The 26,926-nt window shown below is 67.7% G+C and carries 29 protein-coding genes and 1 riboswitch; of the genes, 20 read left to right on the top strand and 9 right to left on the bottom strand.

The features are described from left to right. Nucleotides 1-201 precede the first annotated feature (201 nt). Nucleotides 202-1,059: a polyphosphate kinase 2 family protein gene (locus AC3A6P_RS11995; protein WP_487691710.1), complete on the bottom strand. Its 858-nt coding sequence runs from the start codon at nucleotides 1,057-1,059 to the stop codon at nucleotides 202-204. Between the two features lie 26 nt (nucleotides 1,060-1,085). Beyond that, entirely contained in the window at nucleotides 1,086-1,787 is a 702-nt protein-coding gene (locus tag AC3A6P_RS11990; protein WP_487691709.1) for a TetR/AcrR family transcriptional regulator, read from the bottom strand. 125 nt (nucleotides 1,788-1,912) lie between these two features. On the opposite strand from AC3A6P_RS11990, the gene AC3A6P_RS11985 reads away from it, so the two are divergent. The 6 genes from AC3A6P_RS11985 (at nucleotide 1,913) to deoC (ending at nucleotide 5,947) form a co-directional block, all read left to right on the top strand. After that, nucleotides 1,913-3,238, top strand: coding sequence for a DUF445 domain-containing protein (locus AC3A6P_RS11985; protein WP_487691708.1), 1,326 nt, complete (start codon nucleotides 1,913-1,915; stop codon nucleotides 3,236-3,238). A gap of 105 nt (nucleotides 3,239-3,343) precedes the next feature. Continuing rightward, entirely contained in the window at nucleotides 3,344-3,760 is a 417-nt protein-coding gene (locus AC3A6P_RS11980) for a helix-turn-helix domain-containing protein (protein WP_487691707.1), read from the top strand. Nucleotides 3,761-3,836: 76 nt separating this feature from the next. Beyond that, a complete protein-coding gene (locus tag AC3A6P_RS11975; protein ID WP_487691706.1) occupies nucleotides 3,837-4,532 on the top strand; it encodes a heparin-binding hemagglutinin in 696 nt (231 codons plus the stop codon). A gap of 44 nt (nucleotides 4,533-4,576) precedes the next feature. Beyond that, a complete protein-coding gene (locus AC3A6P_RS11970) occupies nucleotides 4,577-4,858 on the top strand; it encodes a DUF2516 family protein (RefSeq protein WP_487691959.1) in 282 nt (93 codons plus the stop codon). Nucleotides 4,859-4,862: 4 nt separating this feature from the next. Then, nucleotides 4,863-5,273, top strand: a complete 411-nt coding sequence (locus tag AC3A6P_RS11965; RefSeq protein WP_487691705.1) for a DUF2599 domain-containing protein — start codon at nucleotides 4,863-4,865, stop codon at nucleotides 5,271-5,273. Beyond that, the gene (gene deoC, locus AC3A6P_RS11960; RefSeq protein WP_487691704.1) at nucleotides 5,273-5,947 is read left to right on the top strand and encodes a deoxyribose-phosphate aldolase; all 675 of its coding nucleotides are present in this window, start codon (nucleotides 5,273-5,275) and stop codon (nucleotides 5,945-5,947) included. The genes AC3A6P_RS11965 and deoC overlap by 1 nt, the downstream gene beginning before the upstream one ends. Here the strand turns inward: deoC and AC3A6P_RS11955 are convergent. Together AC3A6P_RS11955 and AC3A6P_RS11950 are read right to left on the bottom strand one after the other, a co-directional pair. After that, nucleotides 5,944-6,966: an LmeA family phospholipid-binding protein gene (locus AC3A6P_RS11955; RefSeq protein WP_487691703.1), complete on the bottom strand. Its 1,023-nt coding sequence runs from the start codon at nucleotides 6,964-6,966 to the stop codon at nucleotides 5,944-5,946. The two genes, deoC and AC3A6P_RS11955, sit on opposite strands and share 4 nt — an antisense overlap. Further along, on the bottom strand, nucleotides 6,963-7,778 hold the full coding sequence (locus AC3A6P_RS11950) for a carbon-nitrogen hydrolase family protein (protein ID WP_487691702.1): 816 nt from the start codon (nucleotides 7,776-7,778) through the stop codon (nucleotides 6,963-6,965). The genes AC3A6P_RS11955 and AC3A6P_RS11950 overlap by 4 nt, the downstream gene beginning before the upstream one ends. A gap of 173 nt (nucleotides 7,779-7,951) precedes the next feature. After that, nucleotides 7,952-8,057, top strand: a riboswitch (guanidine-I (ykkC/yxkD leader). A 24-nt stretch (nucleotides 8,058-8,081) separates the two neighbouring features. Here AC3A6P_RS11950 and AC3A6P_RS11945 point away from each other — a divergent pair. Further along, nucleotides 8,082-9,596, top strand: coding sequence for a high affinity choline transporter 1 (locus AC3A6P_RS11945; RefSeq protein ID WP_487691701.1), 1,515 nt, complete (start codon nucleotides 8,082-8,084; stop codon nucleotides 9,594-9,596). Nucleotides 9,597-9,633: 37 nt separating this feature from the next. Here the strand turns inward: AC3A6P_RS11945 and AC3A6P_RS11940 are convergent, their stop codons facing one another. From AC3A6P_RS11940 to AC3A6P_RS11930, 3 genes are read right to left on the bottom strand one after another with little or no spacing between them, the layout of a single operon-like run. Then, nucleotides 9,634-10,407, bottom strand: a complete 774-nt coding sequence (locus AC3A6P_RS11940) for a class I SAM-dependent methyltransferase (RefSeq protein WP_487691700.1) — start codon at nucleotides 10,405-10,407, stop codon at nucleotides 9,634-9,636. 33 nt (nucleotides 10,408-10,440) lie between these two features. After that, nucleotides 10,441-10,956, bottom strand: coding sequence for a DUF2505 domain-containing protein (locus AC3A6P_RS11935; RefSeq protein WP_487691699.1), 516 nt, complete (start codon nucleotides 10,954-10,956; stop codon nucleotides 10,441-10,443). Between the two features lie 7 nt (nucleotides 10,957-10,963). Then, a complete protein-coding gene (locus AC3A6P_RS11930; protein WP_487691698.1) occupies nucleotides 10,964-11,461 on the bottom strand; it encodes a DUF2505 domain-containing protein in 498 nt (165 codons plus the stop codon). Between the two features lie 26 nt (nucleotides 11,462-11,487). Here AC3A6P_RS11930 and AC3A6P_RS11925 point away from each other — a divergent pair, with 26 nt between their 5' ends. After that, nucleotides 11,488-12,552: a UDP-N-acetylmuramate dehydrogenase gene (locus AC3A6P_RS11925; RefSeq protein WP_487691697.1), complete on the top strand. Its 1,065-nt coding sequence runs from the start codon at nucleotides 11,488-11,490 to the stop codon at nucleotides 12,550-12,552. Nucleotides 12,553-12,600: 48 nt separating this feature from the next. Then, on the top strand, nucleotides 12,601-13,899 hold the full coding sequence (locus tag AC3A6P_RS11920) for a L,D-transpeptidase (protein ID WP_487691695.1): 1,299 nt from the start codon (nucleotides 12,601-12,603) through the stop codon (nucleotides 13,897-13,899). Nucleotides 13,900-13,931: 32 nt separating this feature from the next. Here the strand turns inward: AC3A6P_RS11920 and AC3A6P_RS11915 are convergent, their stop codons facing one another. Further along, on the bottom strand, nucleotides 13,932-14,699 hold the full coding sequence (locus AC3A6P_RS11915; protein ID WP_487691694.1) for an SDR family NAD(P)-dependent oxidoreductase: 768 nt from the start codon (nucleotides 14,697-14,699) through the stop codon (nucleotides 13,932-13,934). Nucleotides 14,700-14,876: 177 nt separating this feature from the next. Between AC3A6P_RS11915 and AC3A6P_RS11910 the strand changes: the two genes are divergently transcribed. From AC3A6P_RS11910 to regX, 6 genes are all read left to right on the top strand, one after another. Then, nucleotides 14,877-16,202: an ROK family protein gene (locus AC3A6P_RS11910; protein WP_487691693.1), complete on the top strand. Its 1,326-nt coding sequence runs from the start codon at nucleotides 14,877-14,879 to the stop codon at nucleotides 16,200-16,202. Nucleotides 16,203-16,342: 140 nt separating this feature from the next. Beyond that, on the top strand, nucleotides 16,343-17,665 hold the full coding sequence (gene mshA / locus AC3A6P_RS11905; RefSeq protein ID WP_487691957.1) for a D-inositol-3-phosphate glycosyltransferase: 1,323 nt from the start codon (nucleotides 16,343-16,345) through the stop codon (nucleotides 17,663-17,665). After that, the gene (locus AC3A6P_RS11900; protein WP_487691692.1) at nucleotides 17,662-18,159 is read left to right on the top strand and encodes a type III secretion system chaperone family protein; all 498 of its coding nucleotides are present in this window, start codon (nucleotides 17,662-17,664) and stop codon (nucleotides 18,157-18,159) included. The genes mshA and AC3A6P_RS11900 overlap by 4 nt, the downstream gene beginning before the upstream one ends. Nucleotides 18,160-18,187: 28 nt before the next feature. Next, complete coding sequence (locus AC3A6P_RS11895; protein WP_487691691.1) at nucleotides 18,188-18,934, top strand: phosphoglyceromutase; 747 nt, start codon at nucleotides 18,188-18,190, stop codon at nucleotides 18,932-18,934. Between the two features lie 160 nt (nucleotides 18,935-19,094). Next, the gene (locus tag AC3A6P_RS11890) at nucleotides 19,095-20,285 is read left to right on the top strand and encodes a sensor histidine kinase (RefSeq protein ID WP_487691690.1); all 1,191 of its coding nucleotides are present in this window, start codon (nucleotides 19,095-19,097) and stop codon (nucleotides 20,283-20,285) included. 8 nt (nucleotides 20,286-20,293) lie between these two features. Beyond that, the gene (gene regX / locus AC3A6P_RS11885) at nucleotides 20,294-20,980 is read left to right on the top strand and encodes a two-component sensory transduction protein RegX (protein ID WP_487691689.1); all 687 of its coding nucleotides are present in this window, start codon (nucleotides 20,294-20,296) and stop codon (nucleotides 20,978-20,980) included. Nucleotides 20,981-21,130: 150 nt separating this feature from the next. On the opposite strand, the gene AC3A6P_RS11880 is transcribed toward regX, so the two are convergent. Then, nucleotides 21,131-21,925: a DUF3109 family protein gene (locus AC3A6P_RS11880; RefSeq protein ID WP_487691688.1), complete on the bottom strand. Its 795-nt coding sequence runs from the start codon at nucleotides 21,923-21,925 to the stop codon at nucleotides 21,131-21,133. 86 nt (nucleotides 21,926-22,011) lie between these two features. Between AC3A6P_RS11880 and AC3A6P_RS11875 the strand changes: the two genes are divergently transcribed. The 5 genes from AC3A6P_RS11875 to proC all read left to right on the top strand — a co-directional run bounded on the left by AC3A6P_RS11875 (nucleotide 22,012) and on the right by proC (nucleotide 26,805). Next, nucleotides 22,012-23,028: a Ppx/GppA family phosphatase gene (locus AC3A6P_RS11875; RefSeq protein ID WP_487691687.1), complete on the top strand. Its 1,017-nt coding sequence runs from the start codon at nucleotides 22,012-22,014 to the stop codon at nucleotides 23,026-23,028. Beyond that, nucleotides 23,025-24,113 (top strand): hypothetical protein, encoded by a 1,089-nt coding sequence (locus AC3A6P_RS11870; protein WP_487691686.1) that lies wholly within the window; start codon nucleotides 23,025-23,027, stop codon nucleotides 24,111-24,113. The genes AC3A6P_RS11875 and AC3A6P_RS11870 overlap by 4 nt, the downstream gene beginning before the upstream one ends. A gap of 22 nt (nucleotides 24,114-24,135) precedes the next feature. Further along, entirely contained in the window at nucleotides 24,136-24,993 is an 858-nt protein-coding gene (locus tag AC3A6P_RS11865; RefSeq protein ID WP_487691684.1) for a sugar phosphate isomerase/epimerase family protein, read from the top strand. 10 nt (nucleotides 24,994-25,003) lie between these two features. Next, nucleotides 25,004-25,846, top strand: a complete 843-nt coding sequence (locus tag AC3A6P_RS11860; protein WP_487691683.1) for a thioesterase family protein — start codon at nucleotides 25,004-25,006, stop codon at nucleotides 25,844-25,846. Between the two features lie 71 nt (nucleotides 25,847-25,917). Beyond that, nucleotides 25,918-26,805, top strand: a complete 888-nt coding sequence (gene proC, locus AC3A6P_RS11855) for a pyrroline-5-carboxylate reductase (protein ID WP_487691682.1) — start codon at nucleotides 25,918-25,920, stop codon at nucleotides 26,803-26,805. The last annotated feature ends 121 nt before the right edge of the window (nucleotides 26,806-26,926 follow it).

Below are 26,926 nucleotides of genomic sequence, written 5' to 3'. Positions count from 1 at the left end.
CGAGGCACGAGCAGGCGAAGGGGATCCGGCTTAGGGCACAGCCGGAGGCCGAGGCTGCGAGGCACGAGCAGGCGAAGGGGATCCGGCTTAGGGCACAGCCGGAGGCCGAGGCTGCGAGGCACGAGCAGGCGAAGGGGATCCGGCTTAGAGCACAGCCGCAGGCCGAGGCTGCGAGGTACGAGCAGGCGAAGGAGATCCGGCTTAGAGCGCAGCCAGTCGCGCCTTCTCCGCCTCGACGTCGAACTCGGCTGGCGGCCACGACAACTGGAGCGACTTCAGGGCCTCGATCAGCAATTCGGTGATCGCCAACCTGCTGTACCACTTGCGATCGCACGGAATCACGTGCCACGGCGCGTATTCCGTGGAGGTCCTGTCCAGGACGGCCTGATACGCCTCTTGGTAGGCCGGCCACAAGGCACGCTCGTCGATGTCGCCCGGGTTGTACTTCCAGTACTTGTCCGGGCGCTCCAGCCGCTGCGCCAAACGCCGCTTCTGCTCGTCGAGCGAGACGAACATCGCCACCTTCACCAGAGTTGTGCCGTTGTCAACGAGTTCCTTTTCGAACGCATTGATCTCGTCATAGCGGGCGCCCCAGACCTCCGGCGGAACCAGGTTGCGCACCCGCACGATCAACACGTCCTCGTAATGTGAACGGTCGAACACGCCGACCTGCCCACCGGCAGGCAGCGCGTTGCGGATCCGCCACAGGTAGTGGTGCGCGCGCTCGTCCGGGGTCGGCACTCCGAAGCTGGTGTACCGGATGCCCTGCGGATTGCCCGCGCCCACGACGTGTTTGACGATTCCGCCCTTGCCCGCGGTATCCATGCCCTGCAGCACCAGCAGGACCGATCTGGTGTCCCCGTATCGGCTGTTGGCGTAGAGCATCTCCTGCAACTCGGCGAACCGGTCGTTGCGCTGGGTCTGCAACGCGGGAGCATCGGCCTTACTGCCCTTGAAACCCGGGGTGGCGCCGGTGTCGATATCGGCCACAGTGTCGCCGGGGCGGAAGGCGAGGACTTTGTGGGGCTCGTGGGTCCACTGGGCGGGGAGGTCGGCCATGGCTGCGAGCCTAACCGCGCGGCGAGTCAGTCCGTTGTCGTCGGCAGCTCGGGCAGCGGGTGCGGCTGGCTGCTGAAGCGCTCGAGCGACCCACCCGATTCCACGATGCCGCACAGCGCGCTCCAGGACAGCATCGTCAGGTAATCGATCAGCTCGTCGGAACTCATCCTCCGGTGCGACATCCACGAGTGTGTCGCGAGTTGGACGCCGCCGACGATCATGTAGGCCCACGGCTCGACACCTTTGGTGTCCATCCCGACCTTCTGCATGCGCCGGCGGAACATCACCGCAAGCATCCCGGCAATGATCCGTTCGCTGTCAGCGATCACTTTGCTTTTGCTGGCGGAGCTGTTCGCGAAGACAAACGGGTAGATCTCGGGCTCAGCGGCCACCGTTTCGACATACACCCGGATGATCTCGCGGGTCAGGTCGTAGCCGTCGAGGTGGGTCGACAGCGCGGCCGCCATGTTGGGAATCAGCGTGGTCTGCGCGAAGCGCATCATGACCGCGGTGGTGAGGTCGTTCTTGTCGACGAAGTAGCGGTACAACACGGTCTTGGAGACGCCGATTTCTGCAGCTATCTCGTCCATACTCACATCGCGGCCGCGCCGGCGGATGGCGCCGAGGGTGCCGTCGACGAGTTCATTGCGCCGTTCCACCTTGTGCTGGTGCCAGCGCCGCTTACGCCCATCTACCTTGATGGGTCCAGCCTGGGACTGTTGAGCCACTGTCGCGCGATTCCGTTCACTAGTTAAGACCCGATACTAGTGGGAATCACCCATGCGGGCCGGATCTGGCCTCGGGCCGGGGTCACAGTAACTGGATCACGATCTTTCTTCGGAGTGGTGTGGGCATGGCGGATGATGGAGGAGTGGCCGTGAGAAATGCGCCCGAGCGGACGTCGCTTGCTGAATCGTTTGCCGGTGCCGACCCGCAAGCCGATACCGAACGGCTCCGTGCGCTGCGGCGGATGAAGCTCGTCGCTCTCGGCTTCCTGGTGGCGGCCACGATCGTCTTCCTGGTGTGCACCTGGGCGCAGTCACAGGGTGCCGCCGGGTGGGTCGGGTACGTCCGGGCCGCCGCGGAGGCGGGAATGGTCGGTGCGCTGGCCGACTGGTTCGCGGTGACGGCGTTGTTCAAACATCCCCTGGGCATTCCGATTCCCCACACGGCGATCATCCGGCGCAAGAAGGATCAACTGGGCGAGGGCCTCGGCACTTTCGTCCGGGAGAACTTCTTGTCGCCGCCGGTGGTGGAGACCAAGATCCGTGATGCCGAAATCGCTGGGCGGCTCGGCAAGTGGCTGGCCGAGCCGGCCAACGCGACGCGGGTGGCCAGCGAGTCCGCCACGGTGCTGCGGGTCGGGGTGGAACTGCTGCGTGACGAGGACATCCAGCACGTGATCGACAAGATGATCGTGCGCCGGATCGCCGAACCGCAATGGGGACCGCCGGTGGGGCGGGTGCTGGCGACGCTGTTGGCCGAGAACCGGCAGGAGGCGCTGATCCAGCTGTTGTGCGACAGGGCATTCGAGTGGTCGCTGAATGCGGGGGAGACCATCGAGCGCGTGGTCATCCGGGATTCCCCCAGTTGGTCACCGAAGTTCGTCGACCAGTTGCTCGGCGACCGGATTCACCGTGAGCTGATGGATTTCACCGACAAGGTGCGCCGCAACCCGAATCATGAACTGCGCCAATCGGCTACCCGGTTCCTGTTCGAGTTCGCCGACGACCTGCAGAACGACCCGGCCACCATTGCCAAGGCGGAATCGGTCAAAGAGCAGTTGATGGCCCGCGACGAGGTTTCCAATGCCGCTGAAACGGCCTGGCGGACATTGAAACGGCTTGTGCTGGAAGGGGTCGACGATCCGTCGTCGGCGCTGCGCACCCGGATCGCCGATTCGGTGATACGAATCGGTGAATCACTGTGCAGTGACGCCGAATTGCGGGACAAGGTGGACAACTGGATCATCCGCGGCGCGCAGCACCTGGTGTCGCAGTACGGGGTGGAGATCACTGCGATCATCACCGAGACCATCGAACGCTGGGACGCCGACGAGGCCAGCCGGCGGATCGAGCTGCACGTGGGCCGTGACCTTCAATTCATCCGGATCAACGGCACGGTGGTGGGCGCACTTGCCGGCCTGGTGATCTATTCAGTGGCACAAATCATATTCTGACCTGCGCTAACTAGTGCTTGCAAAAGCTAGCACCCTCACGTACCGTGGATTTTGTCAGTTCCAGACACTCCATTGATACCCGGTACGCGAGGAAGGGAAAACCAGATGTCGCAAGACGAAAATCTTGCCGCTGTGGTGACCCACGCTGCGTCCGACATCGGCAGTTTCATCCGGGCGCAACGCGAGGCGGCGCAGGTATCGGTACGGCAATTGGCCGAAAAGGCCGGAGTGAGCAATCCCTACCTCAGCCAGATCGAGCGGGGCCTGCGTAAGCCCTCCGCTGAAGTGCTGAACCAGATCGCCAAGGCGCTCCGGGTCTCTGCCGAGGTGCTCTACGTGCAGGCGGGAATCCTGGAACCCGGTGAGCCCAACGCGGTTCGCGATGCCATCGTCACCGACATGGCGATCACCGAGCGGCAGAAGCAGGTGCTGCTCGACATCTATGCCAGCTTCATCCAGCAGAACGAAGCGGCTGCCGCCGAGGCATCTGAAGCTGCCGGTGAGGAGTTCACCACTGACTGATTCCTCCGCATTCGAAAACTGCTGAGAAAAGCCAACATTCATGACAACGAATCTTGCAACCACGAAAGGAGCCACCATGGCTGAGAACAACCCCACTGTCGAAGACCTCAAAGCCCCGCTGCTCGCTGCCGTCGGCGCTGCTGATCTTGCGCTGGCCACCGTCAACGAGATCGTCGCCACCCTGCGTGAGCGTGCCGAAGAGGCCCGCGCCGACGCCAGTGCACGCGCCGAGGAGCGTCGCGCCGCACTGACCACCGCGGTGGACGAGACCCGTGATCGCATCACCAAGCTCCAGGAAGACCTGCCCAAGCAGTTCGGCGAGCTGCAGGAGAAGCTGACCGCCGACGAACTGCGCAAGGTCGCCGAGGGCTACGCCGAGCAGGCGCAGACCACCTACACCAGGCTGATCGAGCGCGGTGAGGCCGCCATCGAGCGTCTGCGCGCGCAGCCGGCGCTGGAAGAGGCCGCCGAGCGGGCCGAAGGCTATGTCGACCAGGCCGTCGAGCTCACGCAGGACGCGCTGGGCACCGTCGCCACCCAGACCCGCGCGGTCGGCGAGCGCGCCGCCAAGCTGGTGGGTGTCGAGCTGCCCAAGAAGGCCGAGGATGCCGCCGCTCCGGTGAAGAAGGCCGCCAAGAAGGCTCCGGCGCCGGCCGCCAAGAAGGCCGCTCCGGCCAAGAAGGCTGCCCCCGCCAAGAAAGCCACGCCGGCGACCGTCGCTAAGACCGCCCCGGCCAAGAAGGCACCGGCCAAGAAGGTCACCCAGAAGTAGCAACTCGACGCGCGGTACGGGACCCGCCTACGCTTGGAGCCGTGATGCTTCAAGGTGTGGCGGGTCTCGTTCTGTATGCGGTGCATATCGGCGTCCTGATCGCGACGTTGTACGCGCTGGTGCACGCCGCTCTGCAACGGCCCGACGCCTACACCGCCGTCGACAAACTGACCAAGCCGGTGTGGCTGATCATCCTCGGTGTGGCGCTGCTGCTGGCCGTGGTGATGGGTCCCGGTTTCGGGTCGGCCATCGCCGCGTGCGCCGCCGGCGTCTACCTGGTTGATGTCCGGCCCAAACTGCTTGAGATCCAGGGAAAGTCGCGCTGAATCCATGCGGTATCTGACTGCGGCTGCGGTAGCAGCCTGCCTGAGCGTGGGCATTGTGACGGCACCGGCGGCCGGCGCCGACAACCCGTCGCCGCCCTACATCTCTCATGTCGAGTGGGCCAAGTGGGGTGACCTGTCCAGCCTGCGGGTCTATCCCACCGCCGCGGGCCGCGTGCTCGCGGGCGAAATCGGCCACCGCACCGCAGGCGAACAGGCCTGGGGTGAGGTGCTGGCCCTCTCACCTGACGCGGCCATTCCCGGGATGCGCGAGCAGTTCCTCTGCCATTGGGGATTCGCCGAACTGGTGAATCCGGGCAAGGTGAGCTGGAACCTCGAGCCGTGGCGGCCGGAAGTCAGTGATGCCGAGATGTACGAGGCCAACTGCAACCCCGGCGGCACCGAAGAGCCTTTTTGATGACGTGGACCAGGGACCGGGTGGCCGCGCTCGTCGACCACACGTTGCTCAAACCCGAGGCCACCGCGGCGGACGTCACCGCCGTGGTCAAAGAAGCCGTCGACCTCGGTGTCTTTGCCGTCTGCGTGTCACCGTCGGTGGTCGCTGCGGCTGCCGCCGCCAGCCCACCCTCACTGGCCGTCGCGACCGTGGCCGGCTTCCCGTCCGGTAAGCACGCCCCGTCGATCAAGGCCGCCGAAGCCGAACTCGCCGTCGCCCACGGCGCCGCCGAGGTCGACATGGTGATCGACGTCGGGGCGGCGCTCGACGGCGACTTCGCGGCGGTGCGGGCCGAGATCGCCGCGGTACGCGCAGCCATCCCCTCGGCGCTGCTCAAGGTGATCGTCGAATCGGCGGTGCTGTTGAGCCTGGCCGATGCCGACACCCTGGCCGCTGTCTGTCGCGCGGCCGCCGATGCCGGCGCCGACTTCGTCAAGACCTCGACCGGCTTTCACCCGGCCGGCGGTGCCTCGGTGCCCGCCATCGCGGTGATGGCCGACACAGTGGGCGGACGGCTGGGCATCAAGGCCAGCGGTGGTATCCGCACGGCCGCCGACGCGGTGGCCCTGCTCGATGCCGGCGCCACCCGGCTCGGGTTGTCGGCGACGCGCACCGTGCTCGACGGACTCGGTTAGAGCCCGGCGAAGCAGGGATCCTCGCCGCCACGCGGCATGCTGGAGTTCTGCACCGAGAACTGGCTGGTCACACCGGAATCGGTGACCTGCACGTTCTGCAGCTGGATCTCTACCGGATAGTTCTTGGTCAATTCGCCGGTGAACACGTCGAGCGCGGGCTGCACGGTCTCGCGCGGCAGGGTGAAGCCCAGACCGCTGACCTGCAGCACTTCGAGGGACAGCCCGCCGTTGACGGTGGTGGGCCGCGCCGTGACGCTACCCAGTGCGCCTTCCAAGGTGATCGTGCCGTCGTTCTGATTGGTGGTCACCTCGGAGACGATGCCCCCGAACAACGGAATGACACCTTGCACCGTCTGCTTGATGCCTTCGGCGCTCCAGGTGACGTTGCCGACCAGGGAGCCGATGCTGCCGCCCGAGTTGCCGGAGTCCTCGAGCCGGACATCTTTGATGTCGATGTTGAGCTTCATCCCCTTGGCCTCGCGGATCTGGTTGCCCGCCGTCTCGATGGAGATGTTGGTGTAGTGGCCGGTCATGTGCTGCCACAGGAACGGCGGTGTGAACCCGAAGGATGCGGTGGCCTGGTCCTTGACGATGCACGCCACGGCCGCACCCACCACCTCATCGGCACGTTTACGGGCGTACAACTCGCCGGCGATCACGCCCGCGGCGGCCAGGGCCACCACGATGACCAGCACCAGGACCAGCGACAACGGATCCTTCAACCAGCCGAGGAGGCCGCGGTCCTTGTCGCCGCCGTCGCCGCCGTCAACGGGTGGCGCAGCGCCGCCGGCCTGCGGTCCGGCGTACGACGGGTCCTGCGGCGGGTACCACTGCGGCGTCGCCTGGGTGGGGTCGTCCATCGGGCTCTGTGGATTGAACCGGGACTGCGGGATGTACTGAGTTGCCGGGTCCGGGGCGCCCTGCCGTGGGAAACGTTCCGTGGGCTGAGAGGGCGGGGGACCTTGCGGGGGCCGGGCCCACGACGTCTGATCGTCGGGGCCCTGTGGCGGATTCGTCACCGTCGCGATTCTGCCTTATCCAATTGAGCGAACTCTGAGCGGTTACGCAGCACGGCCAGAGCTTCCCGGGCCTTGTCCACCTTGGCGATGTCGACATCGCAGGTCAGGAGTTGAGGATCGGCGCCTGCGGTGGCAACCGGCTCACCGAGCGGGGACACCACGAGGCTGCCACCGATGCCGGTGGGCGCGCTGGCGGCTATGTCGTCGCCGGGATAGGCCTGGTCCACCGCGGCGAGGAAGCTGCCCGTGTCGAGCGCCCGGGCACGGGCCAGCAGCGTCCACTGGTCCAGCTTTCCGGGCCCGGCGCCCCAGGAGGCGCTGACGGTGATCAGTGAGGCCCCACTGAGCGCCAGCGTCACGTACAACTCGGGGAACCGGATGTCGTAACACGTCGTCAGCCCAACCGTGACGCCGTCGACGGTGATCAGCACAGGCTGGCGGCCCGGCGCCACCGTCTTCGACTCGGCGAACCCGAACGCGTCGTAGAGGTGGATCTTGTCGTAGTGTGCGTCGGCCGTCGGCCCCGCCGCCACCAGCGTGTTCGTCACGCGTCCGTCGGGGGCCGGGCTGAACATCCCGGCCACCACCGTCACCCCGGCCTGCGCCGCGATGCGCCGCACACCGTCGCCCCACGGGCCGTCCGCCGGCTCGGCGATCGGTGCCAGCGGCACACCGAACCGGCACATGGTCGCCTCGGGAAAGACCACCAGCGAGGCGCCGTCGTCGGCGGCCCGCCGGGTGTAGTCCTCGACGATCTTCAGGTTGGCCGCGGGGTCGGTGCCGGACTTGATCTGGGCGAGGGCGATGCGCATGCACTTCAGGGTAGGCGGCGGGCGCCGAGGCGGGTGAGGGACGAGGCCGGGGAGGTGAGCCGCCCTCCGAAGGGATGAGGCGGGTGCTGTGCGCACACCGAAACACGGGATTTACACCGGAGGCCCCTCGGCGTAACCCAGCGACGATTACCTGTCAGTTGACTCATATTGCTATGAGGCGCGCCTAGGGTTCCGCTGCGGTGGCAGGTCTGGTCCAAGAGGTGCAGGCGGCAGGCAACGGCGCAGGTCGCTCCACGGCGGGACAAAAGCCCGGGAGACTCCATCGTTTACGGGAGGCTCCGCGTGATTCTTCTTTGCGTTGCCATCAGCATTGCTGTCGTTGTCGCAGTCGGTTTTTACGTGTCCAAGCGGATCGAAGGCGACAGCTCGAACTTCCTGGTCGGCGGCCGCATGCTGCCCTTCTGGCTCGTCGGTGGCGCCCTCATGGGTGCGGCCGTCGACACCAACGCCACCCTCGGCAACACCGACCTTGCCTTCGAATTCGGGTTCTGGGCCGGGGCGGCGCTGCCACTGGGCCTGGCGCTCTGCCTGACCATCACTGGCCTGTTCTTCGCCAAGCCGATGAACCGGATGGGGCTGACGTCGTTCCCCGACTACTATCGGCTGCGCTTCGGCCGCTCCGTCGAGGTGGCCGCGTCAGTCCTGCTGGCCGTCGCGTTCTGCATGCTGGTCGCCGGCAACCTGGTGGCGGGCGGCTTCCTGTTCAACTACTTCCTCGGCATGCCGTACTGGCTCGGCGTGGTGCTGATCGCCGCGATCGCGGTGGCCTATACCGGCACCGGCGGGCTGATCGCCGACGCCTACACCGCGATCATCCAGATGGCGCTGATCCTGATCGGCGCGCTCGGGCTGTTCTTCTGGATGATGAACACTCACGGCCTCGAGATCGCCGACGGCATGGGGCCGTTGGCGCTGGGCCAGTTGTCTGACCCCGCCCAGGGTGCGGTGATCAACTGGGCGACCCTGATCGCGCTGGGCATCGGTGACATCGTCGCGATCGACTTCATGGCCCGGGTGTTCTCCGCCAAATCGCCGGAAGCCGCCCGCAAGGCCTGTTTCACCGCGGCCGCGGGCACCGTGACGATCTGTGTGCCGTTCGGACTCGTCGTGCTGGCCGCGCACTCCTTCATGCCCGCCGAACTCGACGGCCCGGTGCTGTTCGTGCTGCTGGACCAGTACGCCCCGGTGGGGCTGACCGTGTTGGTGCTCTGCGGCCTGGTGGGGGCGTCGATGTCCACCGCCAACGGCGCCATTCTGGCGATCTCCAACGTCTGTGTGCGCAACCTCGGCGGAGTGCGCCGCGTGCAGGTACCCGGCCAGCGGGATCCGCTGCTGCGGGCCACCCGCATCGCGATGGTGCCGATGACGCTGTTCTCGATCCTGTTCGCCATCTACGTCCAGCAGACGGGAATCCTGCTCACCCTGGCCTTCGATCTGATGCTGGCCTGCTTGGCGGTCCCGTTCATCCTCGGGCTGGTGTGGCGCCGGGGGACGACGACGGCTGCGGTGGCCGCGATCGCCGTCGGGTTCGTGGTTCGGATCGTGCTGTTCGTGATGACGCCGACGATGTTCGGAGTGGAGAACACCATCCTCTACATTCCGAACGATCTCATCAGCGCGTCGTTCGACGGATGGCCGACATTCATCGCGTTCGCGGCGGGACTGCTCACCTATGTCGGGGTGTCGTTGGCGACGCCGCCTGCCCACCTGCGGGGGCTGGACATCTCCACTGCCCAGGACCTCGACGATGCACTGGACGAAACCCCGGCAACACGGCCGGAACTCGATCCCGTGTAGACCACGGGCTGGGTCTCGGACTTTCCTGCTCGGCGAACTAGGGCGCCACCAGTGCCCACGGAACGGTCAGCACGGCGTCGCGCAAGCGGCGCCGTTGCTGTTCAACGGGAAAACCGTTGTCGCGCAGGGCCGTCAGCATCGCCCGCCAGCGCACCCGCGGGCCGAACACCCCGTGACCGGCTGCGGCCGCCCAGGCGCGGTCGGCCGCATCCAGCAGGGCGTGGATCGGCTGGCCTGGAACATTGTGGTGGATCAGCACTTTCGGCAAGCGTTCGGCCAGATCGGAGGGACGTTCGATGTCGTGCGGATCGCAGGCCAACGTCAGGCTGACCGGTCCGTCGCGGTCCAGCAGCACCCAGCAGCAGCGCCGGCCCAGCTCGTCGCAGGTGCCGTCCACGATCAGCCCGCCGGCCGCCAGCCCGGCCTGCAGCGTCGACCAGGCCTGCGGCACCTCCTCGACCGGATACTGCCGCAGCACGTTGAACGCCCGCACCAGCACCGGTCGCAGACCCGCCAATTCGAAACCGCCCAAACGGAATTCGACTTCAGTGGCCGCTTCCCGGGCAACCCGCACCCGTTCGGGATCGATCTCCAGCCCGACGACGCGCACGTCGGGGCGCACCGTCCGAAGACGCGCCGCCATCTCGAGCGTGGTGACCGGAAGCGCGCCGTAACCCAGATCGACCACCAGCGGGTCGGCGGCGCCCTGCAGTGCGTCGCGGACCAGCGGGGAGTGCACCATCCAGCGGTCGCAGCGGCGCAACCGGTTACGGCCGGTGGTGCCGCGGGTGATGGACCCCAGCGGTTTCATGGCGTGGTGCTTTCCTCCGGTGGTGCTGTCGTTTCAATGGTGCTTCGAGACCCAGTCGGCCATGAAAGCGCCCTCGGCATCGAACAGGCCGGTGATGTTCGACAGGATCAGCTGCTCGAGTGTGCCGCCCAGCAGCGGGACGTGCACCTTGCAGACGCTGGCCAGCCGCAGCTGGCTACCCGTGACGGTGTCGCTGAGGAAGTACCGGCCGCCGAAGTGGCCGAGACCGGCCGGGATGGTGGCTCGGTAGGAACCCTCGGCTTCATTGGTCTGGTGGTCATACGGGGCGAAATGCTGTTCGCGGGTGACCACCATGTCGACGGGCATGACGGCGCGGGCCACCGGCGGCAGCTCGCTGCGCGGCATCACCTGCCGGAACTCGATGTCGGTGCCGGACTCGCCCGACGTGAACGACGTCAACTGCGAATCCGTCTTCATCCACCGGTAGGCGTCCATCAGCGCCTCCCAGAACTCGCGGTCGACGAAATCCTGATAGACCTTCTCGGCGGGCGCGTCGAAGGTGACGACGTACTCCATGCGGCGGGTCATCGCGGACCTAACCAAGCCAGGCTGTGGTGAAGCGCTGTTCTTCGATGAGCAGGTTCGTCAACTGACTTCCGATGAAACTCTCCAATTTGCCGCCCACCAACGGGATGCGCACCTCCACGGTGGCGTGCAGATCCATCCGGGCGCCGCCGCCGTTGGGCGCGAGCGTGCTGGTGCCCCGCATGGTGGCGGGTGCGCCCACAATCGCGCAGTCCACGGATCCGGAAGCGCTGCCGTCGCTCACCGGGGCCCAGGTCTCGCGGCGGGAGATGTGCATATCGCCGCTGAGGAACTGCGTGGCGACGGCGGGCAGGAACTCACGGGGCAGCACCAGGGTGGTGGCGATGACGACGCTGCCGTCGTCGAGTGCTTCCAGTGAATCCAGCGTCGAGTCCCCGGGTCCGGCCTCGGCGAGCCTGGCCAGCCAGTACTGCTCGTCGCTGAACGCTTGGTGGACCTGCTCGACGCTGCCCTCGTACTCGACGGACATGTCGAATGAACGCGGCATAGCCCGTGAGGCTACCGTTACCGGCTGTGAGCGGTTTGCCATTCGGCGGCGCGGCGGTGGCCCACGAGGTGCCGCTGGCGCCCCTGACCACTCTGCGGGTGGGGCCGGTGGCGCGCCGCGTGATCACCTGCACCACTACCGAGCAGGTGGTCGAAACCCTGCGGGCGCTGACTGACGAGCAGCCGCTGGTGTTGGCCGGCGGATCGAATCTGCTGGTGGCCGACGACCTCGACGATCTGACTGTGGTGCATCTGGCGACGCCTCGAATCAGCCTGCACGGCAATCTCATTCGCGCTGAAGCGGGTGCGGTCTGGGATGACGTGGTGGTCACCGCCATCGCCGCCGGCCTCGGCGGTCTGGAGTGCCTGTCGGGAATTCCGGGTTCGGCGGGTGCCACCCCGGTGCAGAACGTGGGCGCCTACGGAGCCGAGGTGTCCGACACCCTGACCCGGGTGTGCCTGCTCGACCGCGTCAGTGGCGACACGCGCTGGGTCGACGGTGCTGAACTCGGCTTCGGCTACCGGACCAGCATCCTGAAACACCCGATCACCCCCGGCCCGGCGCCGGTAGTGCTGGACGTCGAGTTCGCGCTCGACGCGTCGGGCCTCAGCGCGCCCCTGCGCTACGGCGAGCTCACCACCACCCTGGGAGTCGACGCCGGGGAGCGCGCCGACCCCGCGGAGGTACGGGCGGCGGTGCTGGCGCTGCGCCGCCGCAAGGGCATGGTGCTCGACGACCTCGATCACGACACCTGGAGTGCCGGGTCGTTCTTCACCAACCCCGTGGTCTGCGTCGCCGACTTCGAACGCATCCAGGGCATCGCGGTAGGTCCGGTACCGCACTATCCGGCCGGCGAGGCGGTGAAGTTGGCCGCGGGCTGGCTGGTGGAGCAGTCGGGTTTCGCCAAGGGATTCCCCGGCCCGGATGCGCCGGCCGGGCTGTCCACCAAGCACGCGCTCGCCCTGACCAATCGTGGTAGGGCGACCAGCGCGGATGTCCTTGCGCTGGCCCGCCAGATCCGCGACGGGGTGGCTGCTACCTTCGGGGTGCGGCTCGAGCCGGAGCCGGTGCTCGTCGGTTGTGTCATCTGAGCTGCTCGATTTCGCGCACTGTCAGACCCGTCCGTACCCTGGGACGACGTGACCCCCGACCGTGACCTGCCCGCCTCCAAGCTGCTGAACCGGCGCCGCGCACTCGGTGCGTTGGCGCTCGGCGTCGCGGCACCGGGAGTGCTGGCCGCCTGCGCGGAGGCCACCGACAAAATCGAGGAGGCGGTGCAGGGGCCACCGCCGGAACCCACGCTGACGTTCAGCCCGGAAGTGTCCGCGACCGACGTCGCCCCCACCGAGCCCATCCGGGTGCAGGTGAAGGACGGCTGGTTCCAGCGGATCGCCCTGACGAACCCCGACGGCAAGGTCGTCGCGGGCAATCTGAACCGGGACCGCAACGAATTCACCACCGCCGAACCCCTGGGCTACGGAGTCGAGTACACCTGGAGCGGGTCGGCGGTCGGTGAGGACGGCAAGTCGGTGCCCGTCGCCGGCAGCTTCACCACCGTGCAGCCCGTCACCACGGTCAGCGGGCAGTTCCAGCTGGCCGACGGTCAGACCGTCGGTGTGGCGGCGCCCATCATCTTGCAGTTCGACGCGTCGATCGCCGAGGAGGACCGCGCCGAGGTCGAGAAGGCCGTCAAGGTGACCACCACACCCGAGGTCGAGGGCAGTTGGGGCTGGCTACCCGACGAGGCGGGTGGCTCCCGGATGCACTGGCGCACCAAGGAGTACTACCCGGCCGGCACCACCGTGCACGTCGACGCCAACTTCTACGGGGTGCCGTTCGGTCAGGACGCCTACGGCGCCGCCGACTCGACGCTGGATTTCACCGTCGGGCGATTCCAGCTGGTCAAAGCCGAGGCCTCCAGCCACCGCATCCAGGTGCTCACCGACGCCGGCGTCATCATGGATTTCCCGTGCAGTTACGGCGAAGGTGACCTGGACCGTAACGTCACCCGCAGCGGTATCCACGTCGTCACCGAGAAGTACGAGGACTTCTACATGACGAACCCGGCCGCCGGGTACGCCAACGTCCGCGAGCGGTTCGCGGTGCGGATCTCCAACAACGGCGAGTTCATCCACGCCAACCCGGCCAGCTCCGGCGCGCAGGGCAACTCGAACGTGACCAACGGCTGCATCAACTTGTCGATCACCGACGCCGAGCAGTATTTCAACTCCGCGCTATACGGCGACCCGGTGGAGGTCACCGGCACCCGTATCCCGCTGTCCTACGCCGACGGTGACATCTGGGACTGGGCGGTGCCGTGGGACGAGTGGAAATCCATGTCGGCCATCAGTTCGGAGGCAGCGCCGGTCAACCTGCCGAGCACCGCGCCCGTGACACCGACCGGTGCGCCGGTGCCGACGGGCCAGCCGGGCGGCTGACTTTCGCGCCGTCCCTCACAGCTGGGCGGTCCCTAGACCTTCCGGTTCCAGCGGCCGTTGGCCACCTGGTCGCGCGGCCGGATGACGATGGTGTCCAGGTCGACGTGCGACGGCCGGGAAGCGACGAACCCGATCACCTCGGCGACGTCCTGGGCCACCAGCGGGGTGATGCCCTCGTACACCTTGTCGGCGCGGTCCTGATCGCCGCCGAACCGCACCAGGGAGAACTCGGTCTCCACCGCACCCGGGGCAATCTCGGTGAGACGCACCGGCTTTCCGAGCAGCTCTCCGCGCAGAGTGCGGTGCAGGGCGCCCTGGGCGTGCTTGGCCCCGGTGTAACCCGCCCCGCCGTCATAGGTTTCGAACGCGGCGATGGAGGTGACGGTGACGATCAGGCCGTCACCGGAGTCGATGAGCTTGGGCAGCAGCGCGCGGGTGACCCGCAGCGTGCCCAGCACGTTGGTCTCCCACATCCAGCGCCAGTGGTCGTAATCGGAGTCGGCGACCGGGGCCAGGCCCTTGGCGCCACCGGCGTTGTTGATCAGCACCGACACCGGGCCGGGCAGTTGGTCGGCCAGCGCTGCCACCGCGGCATCGTCTGTGACGTCCGCCACAACAGCGGTGCCGTTGATCTCCGCGGCCAGCGCCTCGATGCGATCGGCTCGGCGAGCCACCGCAACCACGTGAAAGCCTTGGGCCGCAAGCACTTTGGCAGTAGCTTCGCCGATCCCCGAGCTGGCGCCGGTCACTACGGCCACCCGGCGGTCGGCGGCATTACTGGAACTCGAAGGCGTCGTCATCGGCCCAACTCTAGTAACCGTGCTAAGTTGCTCTACGTGTTGATGGGAGTCCAGAGCGCGCTTACCGGGATGTGTTGTTGTCCCGGTCATTGCTGCGCCTGACGCACCCCGGGAGTTTCCCGAGTCGCACGGCGTGGCCCGCAGCCCGCCCGCTTCGACTAACCGAGGACATTTCCCATGACTGCAGCAATCACCCGCAAGACCGCTTCCACCGTCAGCGGCAGGGCTGCTCGTCCCCTCGAGAGCGCCAAACCGCGTAGCTCGGCACATCCCCTGCGTACTCGGCACGCCATCGTCGCGCCGGCGCTGCGCATCGGTGACGCCGCCGCGGCAGCGGTGTTCAACGCCGCACGGCTGCGCGGTCCGATCGCCCGCGATGTCATCGCCCAGGTCACCTCGCTGTCGATCGCGACGGTGAACCGCCAGGTCACCGCTCTGCTGGACGCCGGTCTGCTGCGCGAGCGCGCTGACCTCGCCGCCTCCGGCGCCATCGGCCGGCCCCGGGTGCCCGTCGAGGTCAACCACGAGCCCTACCTGACTCTCGGTGTGCACATCGGCGCCCGCACCACCAGCATCGTCGCCACCGACCTCTTCGGCCGCACCCTCGATGTCGTCGAGACCCCGACGCCGCGTGGCCCCCAGGGGCAGGCGCTGGCATCGCTGGCCGGCAGCGCCCGCCGCTACCTGGCCCGCTGGCACCGCCGTCGGCCGTTGTGGGTGGGCGTGGCGATCGGCGGCACCGTCGACGGCAACACCGGCCATGTCGACCATCAGCGCCTTGGTTGGACGCAGGCTCCCGTGGGTCCGGTGCTGGCCGAGACGCTCGGTCTTCCGGTGTCGGTGGCCGCGCACGTCGACGCCATGGCCGGCGCCGAGCTGCTGCTGGGCATGCGGCGCTTCGCCAATCCCTCGGCCACCAGTCTGTACGTCTACGCCCGCGAGACCGTCGGCTACGCGTTGGTGATCGGCGGCCGGGTGCACAGTCCGGTCAGCGGTCCCGGCACCATCGCCAATCTGCCTGCCCAGTCCGAATTGCTCGGTGGCTCAGGGCAACTCGAGTCCACCGTCAGTGACGAAGCGGTGCTATCGGCGGCCCGACGACTCGGCATCGTCTCCGACACCACGCCGAATGCCTCGATCGCCACGGTGCTGCGGGCCGCTCGTGACGGCAGTGAACCCGCCCGTGAACTGCTCGCCGAGCGGGCCCGGGTGCTCGGCGAAGCGGTGGCGCTGTTGCGTGACCTGCTCAACCCCGACGATCTGGTGGTCGGCGGGCAGGCGTTCACCGAGTACCCCGAAGCCATGGAAGACGTCGAGGCGGCGTTCGCCGCGCGTTCGGTGCTGCCGGCCCGCGACATCCGGGTCAGCGCCTTCGGCAACCGGGTGCAGGAAGCCGGCGCGGGCATCGTCTCGCTCGGCGGACTGTATGCGGACCCGCTGGCGGCGATGCGGCGCGCCGCGACCAGCGCGCGGGTGCTCGCCACGCCGGAGGCCACCGCCTGAACCGCGGTTCGGCCGGCCCTTCCTCCTCGGGACTCGTTCGCCCCCTCGCTTCGCTGGGGGAACCCCCGCGCCCGCATCGTCGACCGGCCGGGGTGCCTTTTCGGCCGGCCCTTCCTCCTCGGGACTCGTTCCTCGCCCGCATCGTCGACCGGCCGGGGTGTAAGGATGGGGGTGTGCGCGTTGCCGTGTTGTCCGTCCACACCTCGCCGTTGGCCCAACCCGGTACCGGTGACGCCGGCGGGATGAACGTCTACGTCATGCAAAGTGCCCTGCACCTTGCAAGCCGCGGCGTCGACGTCGAGATCTTCACCCGGGCCACCTCGTCCTCCGACGAGCCGGTGGTGCAGGTGGCCCCCGGGGTGCTGGTGCGCAACGTGGTGGCCGGGCCGTTCGAGGGCCTCGACAAAAACGATCTGCCGACGCAGCTGTGCGCCTTCACCGCCGGGGTGCTGCGCGCCGAGGCCACCCACGAGCCCGGCTACTACGACATCGTGCACAGTCACTACTGGCTCTCCGGTCAGGTCGGGTGGCTGGCCCGCGACCGCTGGGCCGTGCCGCTGGTGCACACCGCCCACACCCTCGCGGCGGTGAAGAATGCCGCGCTGGCCGACGGGGATTCCCCGGAACCGCCGCTGCGCTCGGTGGGGGAGCAACAGGTGGTCGACGAGGCCGACCGCCTGATCGCGAACACCGATGACGAAGCGCGCCAACTGGTTTCACTGCATCACGCCGATCCCGCGCGTATCGACATCGTGCATCCAGGTGTTGACCTGGCGACTTTCACCCCGGGCTCCAAAGTCGAGGCGCGCAAAGCGCTCGGACTGGATCCGAGCGCACCCACTGTCGCGTTCGTCGGCCGGATCCAGCCGCTCAAGGCGCCCGATGTGCTGCTGCGGGCCGTGGCGCTGGTGCCGCACCTGCGCGCGGTGGTGGCCGGCGGTCCATCCGGCACCGGCCTCGCCACGCCAGACGGACTTGTTGCGTTGGCCGCCGAACTGGGTATCTCGGACCGGGTGACCTTCCTTCCTCCGCAGTCGCGGGATCAGTTGGTGCAGGTGTACCGCGCCGCCGACCTGGTGGCCGTCCCCAGCTACTCAGAATCCTTCGGGCTGGTGGCCATCGAAGCGCAGGCGTGCGGCACCCCGGTTGCGGCCGCCGCCGTCGGCGGGCTGCCGGTCGCGGTCCGCGACGGCGCCACCGGCGCCCTGGTGTCCGGACACGATCCCCGGCGCTGGGCTGACGGCATCGAAGCTCTGCTGGCCGGTGACCTCGGGTCCATGGGCCGCGCCGCCGTCGCGCACGCCTCGAACTTCTCGTGGGAACGCACCGTCGATGACCTGCTGGCCGCCTATGGCCGGGCCGTCAGTGACTACGCCCGTACCCATCACCGCGACCCGGTGAGGGAACTGGCGGGACGTCGAGGTGCCCGCCGGTGGAGCCGTCGGCGCGGGGTCCGCGCATGACAGAGGTGCAGGATGTCATCGAAACCGCACTGGACGACCGCGAGCTGGTGTACACCCGCCACGAAGGCGCGCACGGCGGCCTGCCCGGCCTGGTGGTCGAACTTCCCGGCGAACGCAAACTCAAGACCAACACCATCCTCAGCATCGGCGAGCACTCGGTGCGGGTCGAGGCGTTCGTCTGCCGCAGACCCGACGAGAATTTCGAGGGCGTCTACAAATTCCTGCTCAAGCGCAACCGGCGGCTCTACGGCGTGGCTTACACCCTGGACAACGTCGGCGACATCTATCTGGTGGGGCGGATGGCGCTGGAGTCGGTGACCGCCGACGAGATCGACCGGGTGCTCGGCCAGGTGCTCGAAGCCGTCGACCAGGACTTCAACACGTTGCTGGAGTTGGGTTTTCGCACCTCCATCCAGAAGGAATGGGAGTGGCGGGTCTCGCGCGGTGAATCGCTGAAGAACCTCAAGGCGTTCGAGCACCTCATCGACGACTGAACACCTGCCCTCGTGAGAGACTTGCGCCATGGCTGAATCGACCTTGGTGCTTCTTCGTCACGGCGAGAGCGAATGGAACGCGCTCAATTTGTTCACCGGCTGGGTGGACGTCGATCTGACCGAGAAGGGCCGAGCCGAAGCGGTCCGTTGTGGTGAGCTATTGGTGCAGGAAGGCGTGCTGCCGGACGTGCTGTACACCTCGCTGCTGCGCCGTGCCATCACCACAGCCAACCTCGCCCTCGATGCCGCCGACCGGCACTGGATCCCGGTGCACCGCGACTGGCGGCTCAACGAGCGGCACTACGGCGCCCTGCAGGGGCTCAACAAGGCCGAGACCAAAGAGAAGTACGGCGAAGAGCAGTTCATGGCGTGGCGGCGCAGCTATGACACCCCGCCGCCGCCGATCGAGAAGGGCAGCGAGTTCAGCCAGGACACCGATCCGCGGTACGCCGACATCGACGGTGGTCCGCTGACCGAATGCCTGGCCGACGTGGTGGCCCGCTTCGTGCCGTACTTCGAGCAGACCATCGTGCCCGATCTCCAAGCCGGCAAGACGGTGCTGATCGCCGCCCACGGCAACTCGCTGCGCGCGCTGGTGAAGTACCTCGACGGCATCTCCGATGAGGACATCGTGGGCCTGAACATCCCCACCGGTATCCCGCTGCGCTACGACCTGGACAGCGAGCTCAAACCGTTGGTCGCCGGCGGCACCTATTTGGATCCGGAGGCCGCGGCCGCGGGCGCTGCCGCGGTGGCGAGCCAGGGAGCCAAGTAGCCGGCGAGCCCCGGGAGTAGCGGGCAGTGGGCAAACACCGGTTGAACCCAGGTGAACGGCTCCCAAACGGGGGAGAAACACCTGGTCGTGGCCGTGTGACTTGTCCCGAAATGGCCTCACGCTGCTGGGATGGCGTTCACTCGATGCGTACGATTTTCGCGTGAGTGTGCTGTCGGCGTTCATCGTCGCCGGGGTCTGCGCCCTGGTCGCGCTGGCGGCAGGTATCGCTATCGGCGCCGCCGTGGTGCCCCGGATAGTGGAACGTCGTAGGCGTGCGGCCGCCCTGGCCCATGGCATCACCGTCTCGGAGATGCTGCGACGGCTGGTCTCACTCGCGCCGGTGGGCATCGTGGTGGTCGACATCCACCGCGACGTGGTGTTCATGAACGACGAGGCGGTTGCGCTCGGTGTGGTCCGGGACCGGCTGCTCGACGACCGGGCTTGGCTGGCCGCCCAACGCACGCTGACCACCGGTGAGCCCGGTGAGATCGACCTGTCACCGCGCCGGCCCGGCCCGTCGGGACGGTCCGGACTCTCGGTGCGCGGGCAGGTGCGGCTGCTGGCCGAGGAGGACGCACGCTTTGCCGTCCTCTACGTCGACGACCAGTCCGAGCACGCGCGCATGGAGGCCACCCGCCGCGATTTCGTCGCCAACGTCAGCCACGAACTCAAGACACCGGTCGGCGCCATGGGCGTGCTGGCCGAAGCCCTGCTGTCCTCACCGGAGGATCCCGAACTGGTGCGCCGGTTCGGCGGGAAGGTGCTCGCCGAATCCAACCGGCTGGCCAACATGGTGGGCGAGCTGATCGAACTGTCCCGTCTGCAAGGTGCAGAGCGGCTGCCGGATCTGGAACCGGTCGACGTCGACACCGTTGTCTCCGAAGCGCTTTCGCGATACAAGGTGGCCGCCGACAACGCCGACATCGACATCACCACCGACGCCCCGACGGGGCTGCGGGTCTTGGGGAATCAGCCGCTGCTGGTGACCGCGCTGGCCAACCTGATCTCCAACGCCATCGCGTATTCGCCGCACGGTTCGACGGTGTCGGTGAGCCGGCGCCGTCGCGGCGACAATATCGAGATCGCGGTCACCGACCGCGGATTCGGGATCGCCCGCGCCGATCAGGAACGGGTGTTCGAACGATTCTTCCGCGTCGACAAGGCGCGGTCGCGCGAAACCGGTGGCACGGGACTGGGACTGGCGATCGTCAAGCATGTCGCCGCCAACCACAACGGGTCCATCCGGGTGTGGAGCCAACCGGGAACCGGGTCGACGTTCACCTTATCGATCCCGGCCTTCACCGGACAGGTAGACCTCGAAACTGACTTCTACACCGACGGAGAGGAATGATGACGTCGATGACCAGTGTGTTGATCGTGGAAGATGAGGAGTCGCTGGCTGATCCCCTGGCGTTTCTGCTGCGCAAGGAGGGCTTCGAAGCCACGGTGGTGGGCGACGGTCCCTCCGCACTGGCCGAATTCGATCGTGCCGGAGCCGATATCGTGCTGCTCGATCTGATGCTGCCGGGGATGTCGGGCACCGACGTCTGCAAACAACTGCGGGCCCGCTCCAGTGTTCCGGTGATCATGGTGACCGCGCGCGACAGTGAGATCGACAAGGTGGTGGGGCTGGAACTCGGCGCCGACGACTACGTCACCAAGCCGTACTCCGCCCGCGAACTGATCGCCCGGATTCGTGCGGTGCTGCGTCGCGGCGGTGACAGTGACGACCTGGGGCTGGCCGACGGGGTGCTCGAAGCCGGGCCCGTGCGGATGGATGTCGAACGGCACGTCGTCAGTGTCAGCGGTACGCAGATCACGTTGCCGCTCAAGGAGTTCGACCTCCTCGAGTACCTGATGCGCAACAGTGGGCGGGTGCTCACCCGTGGCCAGTTGATCGACCGGGTGTGGGGTGCCGACTACGTGGGTGACACCAAGACCCTCGACGTGCACGTCAAGCGACTGCGCAGCAAGATCGAATCCGACCCGGCCAACCCGGTGCATCTGGTCACGGTGCGGGGGCTGGGCTACAAGCTGGAAGGCTAGACCCAGCCCGGTCGCCGAGGCGGCGAGGTACGAGCCGGGGAGAGCGGGCCGGGCGTGATAAGGCTAGGGCCCGGGGCTTGTTTCTGCGCCAGGGCTGTGGACCCGCACGGATCACAACCCAGATGCAGAAACCAACGACGGGGACGGCGGCTAGGCGTGGGACTCGGCGGCGCGGGTCGCCGGGTGCACCGCGACCAGGCCTAAACCGCTGCGGCGCTTGCACATCGCGGCCAGCTCGGCGTACGCCTTCTCGCCCAGCAGTTCGGTGAGCTCGGGTGCATACGACAGGTAGACCTGCTTCTTGCCGACGTGCGCGGCGGGGTCGCCGGTGCAGTACCAGTGCAGGTCCTCGCCGCCGGAACCCCAACCGCGACGGTCGTATTCGGTGATCGTGGTCTTGAGGATCTCCACCCCGTCGGGGCGGGTCACCCAGTCCTGGGTGCGCCGGATCGGCAGCTGCCAGCACACCTCGGGTTTCATGGTCAGCGGCTCCACGCCCAGCTTGAGCGCCTTGGTGTGCAGCGCGCAGCCGATCCCGGCCTTGAAGCCGGGCCGGTTCAGGAAGATGCAGGCGCCCTTGTATTTGCGCGTCCGCAGGTTCGGCTTGTCGTCGTACTCGTCCATCTCGAGATAACCCTTGCGGCCCAGGCCTTTGTCCCGGAACTGCCAGTCGTCATCCGTCAGTTTCTTCACCGCGTCGTCGAGCATCGCGCGGTCGTCGTCGTCGGACAGGAACGCGCCATGCGAACAACAGCCGTCATCGGGGCGCCCCGCCACCGTGCCCTGACATGCGGGGGTGCCGAACACGCACGTCCACCGCGACAACAGCCAGGTCATGTCGGCTGCGATCAGGTGCTCGGCGTTGTCGGGGTCATAGAACTCCACCCATTCCCGGGGGAAGTCGAGGTCGACTTCGCCGGGATGGTCAGGGTGCCAGGCTGTCACGAGGTCCAACGGTAGACGAAACCGCCTATCGCCGTTGTTCAAGACATGCAGCCAGGCGCGACATCCCTGGGTATAGGTTTGAGTGCGTGCGATTGGGCGTGCTCGACGTGGGCAGCAATACAGTTCATCTGTTGGTGGTCGATGCGCGCCGCGGCGGTCACCCGACACCGATGAGCTCGACCAAGGCCGCGCTGCGGCTGGCCGAGGCGATCGACAACTCGGGCAAGATCACCCGCAAGGGCGCCGACAAACTGGTGACCACCATCGACGAGTTCTCTCGCATCGCGGCCAGCTCGGGGTGCGCGGAGCTGATGGCGTTCGCGACGTCGGCGGTCCGCGACGCCACCAACTCCGATGAGCTGATCGCGCGGGTGCGCGCCGAGACCGGGGTGGCACTGCAAGTGCTCACCGGTGTCGACGAGTCCCGTCTGACGTTCCTGGCGGTGCGCCGCTGGTACGGCTGGAGCGCGGGCCGCATCATCAACATCGACATCGGCGGCGGTTCCCTGGAACTGTCCAACGGCGTCGACGAGGAACCCGATGCGGCGTTGTCGCTCCCGTTGGGGGCCGGCCGGCTGACCCGCGAGTGGCTTCCTGACGACCCCCCGAGCCGGCGTACCATCGGGGCGCTGCAGGACTGGCTCGACAGCGAGCTGGCCGACGCGAGTGCCACCTTGCTCAAGGCGGGCGGTCAGGATCTTGCGGTGGCGACATCGAAGACATTCCGGTCGCTGGCGCGCCTGACCGGGGCCGCCCCGTCGGGTGCGGGCCCGCGAGTGAAGCGGACGCTGACGGCCAACGGTCTCAGACAGCTCATAGCGTTCATCTCTAGGATGACCGCGGCTGACCGTGCGGAGTTGGAAGGAGTGAGCACCGAGCGCGCCCCGCAGATCGTGGCGGGTGCGCTGGTGGCCGAGGCGACCATGCGAGCGCTGTCGATCGAATCCGTGGACATCTGCCCGTGGGCTCTGCGCGAGGGACTGATCCTGCGCAAACTGGACAGCGAAGCCGACGGCACGGCTCTTGTGGAGACTCCGGTGCGCGATGCTGGAGGCCGCACGCAGGATCGGCGTGACAACCGGTCGAGAGGCAACAGACGATGACTGGACCAAACGACAGCGAAGCCAGCACCAGGCCCATCTCGGTAGCTGAGCTGCTCGCCAAGAACGGCACCATCGGCGCAGCCCCGCCAGGGGGACGTCGCCGCCGTCGCCGCGGCAACAGTGATGCCGTCACCGTCGCCGAGCTCACCGGCGAGATCCCGATCGTGCGCACCGGCGAGATCCCCGTGGTGGAGGAGCCGGTCAAGGAAGAACCGCAGGCCGACGCGCAGCCGGAGGCCCCGGCGCAGGAACCGGCACCCAAGCCGGTCGACGCGGAGCCCGCAGCGCGGACCAACGGCAACGGCAGCGCCGCCGCACCGGAAGCCCGCCCGGGCAGCCGACCGGAGCTGGCGGATGCGCCGGTGGCCCGGCGCGGACCCGCGGTCAAACCGGAACGCAGCCATTTCCCGTTGGTGGCCCGTAAGGGTGTTACTCCGGCCGACGCCGAGACCATGAGCCCGGACCCGGTCGTCGACGATGCGGTGGACGCCGACGTCCCGGAGGCCGAGACGCCCGACACCGAGCTGCGTGCGCCGGGTTCGGCCGAAACCGAGGTGCCCGACACCGAGGAGAAGCCCGACGAACTCGGGATCGGTGACGCCTCCTACCTGCAGACCTACCTACGTGCCACCAGCGGACCGCTGTTCGGCGGCCAGACGGTGGCCGATGATCTGGCCCGCCGGGGCACCGAGGACTCCGAGCTGGCGGTCGGCGACGAGCTCGAGGTCGCCGAGGCCCTGGAAGACGACACCGACGACGACACCGAAACCCGGGTCGATACCGCCGGAGAACCCACCACGGCCGAGGACCGGCCCACGCGTGGACAGTTGGCGGTGCGGGGTCTGCTGATCGCGGTCCAGTCGATCGTGGCGGTGGCGTTCGGTGCCGGCTTGTTCATCGCCTTCGACCAGCTGTGGAAGTGGAACAGCATCGTCGCCCTCATCCTGGGCGTCCTGGTCATCCTGGGTCTGGTGGTCGGTGTCCGGGTGGTACGCAAGACCGAGGACATCGGCAGCACGCTGACTGCGGTCGCGGTGGGGGCTCTGGTCACCTTCGGGCCGCTGGCGTTGCTGCAGGCCAGCTAGCGCCCGCCCAGGCGATCCACCGGTGCGCCCTGCAATCAAGGTCGGCTTGTCCACGGCCTCGGTCTATCCATTGCGGACCGAGGCCGCGTTCGAGTACGCCGCACGCCTCGGCTACGACGGTGTGGAGTTGATGGTCTGGGCCGAAACGGTCAGCCAGGACATCGCCGCCATCGAGAAGCTCTCCGCCCGGTATTCGATGCCGGTGCTGTCGGTACATGCTCCGTGCCTGTTGATCTCACAGCGGGTCTGGGGGGCCAACCCCATCACCAAACTGGACCGCAGTGTGCGCGCCGCCGAGCAGCTGGGTGCGCAGACCGTGGTGGTGCATCCGCCGTTTCGCTGGCAACGGCGCTACGCCGAAGGGTTCAGCGACCAGGTGGCCGAGCTGGAGGCCGGCAGCGAGGTGCTGGTTGCGGTGGAGAACATGTTCCCGTTCCGCGCCGACCGGTTCTTCGGCACCGGACAATCGTCGATCGAGCGGATGCGCAAACGTGGCGGCGGGCCGGGGGTCGGGATCTCCGCGTTCGCACCGTCCTATGACCCGCTGGACGGCAACCACGCGCATTACACGCTGGATCTGTCGCACACCGCCACCGCGGGCACCGATGCCATCGAGATGGCGGAGCGGATGGGCATCGATGGGCCCGATGGCCTGGTGCACCTGCATCTGTGCGACGGCAAGGGGTCGTCCACCGACGAGCACCTGGTGCCCGGACGCGGCACGCAACCCACCGCCGAGATCTGCCAGATGCTGGCCGCAAGCGACTTCGCCGGGCATGTGATCCTGGAGGTCACCACATCGGGGGCCAGGTCGGTAGCCGAGCGGGAGGAACTCCTGACCGAATCGCTGACCTTCGCCCGGACGCATCTGTTGCGCTGAGAAGGATCTGATGACGGCACCCACGTTGTTCTCCCATGCCATGACCCTGCAGTTGAGCACGCACGAGGAGGACTCCGCGGTCTTCGCGGGCAACCTCAACGAGCACTGGACCATCGGCCCCAAGATCCACGGCGGCGTGATGCTGGCGTTGTGCGCCAAGGCGGCGCGGACAGCGGTCGGGCAGGACGCCGAACCGCTCGTGGTGTCGGCGAACTACCTGCGGGCGCCGGATCCAGGGCCGGTGGAATTGGAGGTCACCGTCCGCAAGCGCGGACGCCAGGTCAACCTCGTCGACGTCGATCTCACCCAGGACGGGCGGGTGGCCGTACGCGCAGCTGTCACCGTCGGGATCCCTGAACCGCACGCTGCGCCGCTTCTGGAGACCAATCCGGTGCCCGGGCTCATGAGCCCGGAGCCGCCCGCCGACGTCGACCCGATCGGACCCGGACATCCCCTGGCCGGGGTCAACCATCTGGTCGCCGGGTGCGATATCCGGCCCGATCTGTCGCAGTTGCAGCCGGGTGTGGCGACGCCGCACACCCGCATCTGGGTGCGTCCGCGCGACGAGGCCCCGGATGTGCTGTTCGCGCTGCTGTGCGGTGACATCTCCGCGCCGGTGACGTTCGCCGTCGACCGCCGCGGCTGGGCGCCGACGGTGCAGCTCACCGCCTACCTGCGCGGCCGGCCCGCCGACGGGTGGTTACGGGTGCTGTCGACCACGACGCAGATCGGGCAGCACTGGTTCGACCAGGACTACCTCGTGGTCGACTGTGCGGGCCGTGTGGTCGTGCAGACCCGTCAGCTGGCCCTGGTGCCCGCCCGTGATCCGTCGGAGCTGCGACAGCGGCGCTAGAGGCGCACTGCGACGAGTCTCACCCGGCCTCGTGACCGGGCCGCGGCGGACCTGGCGCTAGATTGCCCCACATGGCAAGAATCGCGATTATCGGCGGCGGCAACATGGGTGAGGCGCTGCTGGCCGGCCTGCTGCGGGCCGGTCGACAGGTCAAGGATCTCGTGGTGTCCGAGCGGATGCCCGAGCGCGCCAGGTATCTCGCCGAGAAGTACTCGGTGCTCGTCACCTCGCCGCGCGACGCCGCCGAGCACGCCCAGTACATCGTGGTCGCCGTCAAGCCGTCGGATGTGGAGTCGGTCGTCGCCGAGGTGGCCGAGGCGGCCTCTCAGGCCGACGCAGACAGCGCGGAGCAGGTGTTCGTGAGTATCGCCGCGGGGGTCGCGACGTCGTTCTACGAATCGCGTCTTCCGGCCGGCTCACCTGTCGTGCGTGCGATGCCCAATGCACCGGCTCTCGTCGGGGGCGGCGTGACCGCACTGGCCCGCGGACGGTTCGCCTCTGCGGAGCAACTCAAGGGCGTCGCGGAGATGTTCGACTGCGTGGGCGGAGTGCTCACAGTCGCCGAGAGTCAGCTGGACGCCGTGACCGCCGTATCGGGGTCCGGGCCGGCCTATTTTTTCCTGATGGTGGAGGCGTTGGTGGACGCCGCGGTCGATGCCGGGCTGCACAGATCGGTTGCTACGGATCTGGCCGTGCAAACCATGGCGGGCTCGGCGGCGATGTTGCTGGAACAGATCGACGACGGGCGACGCGCCGCCGCTGAGGGGGGTGTCGGCGGAGGCGTGTCGAGTGGCCCGGACACCACGGCGGCCCAGCTCCGCGCAACTGTCACGTCGCCGGGAGGGACCACCGCGGCAGGACTGCGCGAGCTCGAGCGCGGAGGTTTGCGGGCAGCGGTGGCACACGCCGTCGAAGCCGCCAAAAAGCGCTCTGAGCAGCTGGGAATTACATCTGAGTAGTTCAGGAATTTTCGATCGATAACCCCACACCCGTCGCAGTAACCCCATCTGCCCCGCTATTCTCCTCGTTGTAAGCGCGTGTTCGTGCCAGCGGTGGGGAAGCCGCTGGAACTGGCCGTGC

Source organism: Mycobacterium sp. Soil_C_30 (genome assembly GCF_057656995.1).
Note: the sequence above shows the minus strand (reverse complement) of the source record. Positions and strands in the feature narration are given on the sequence as shown.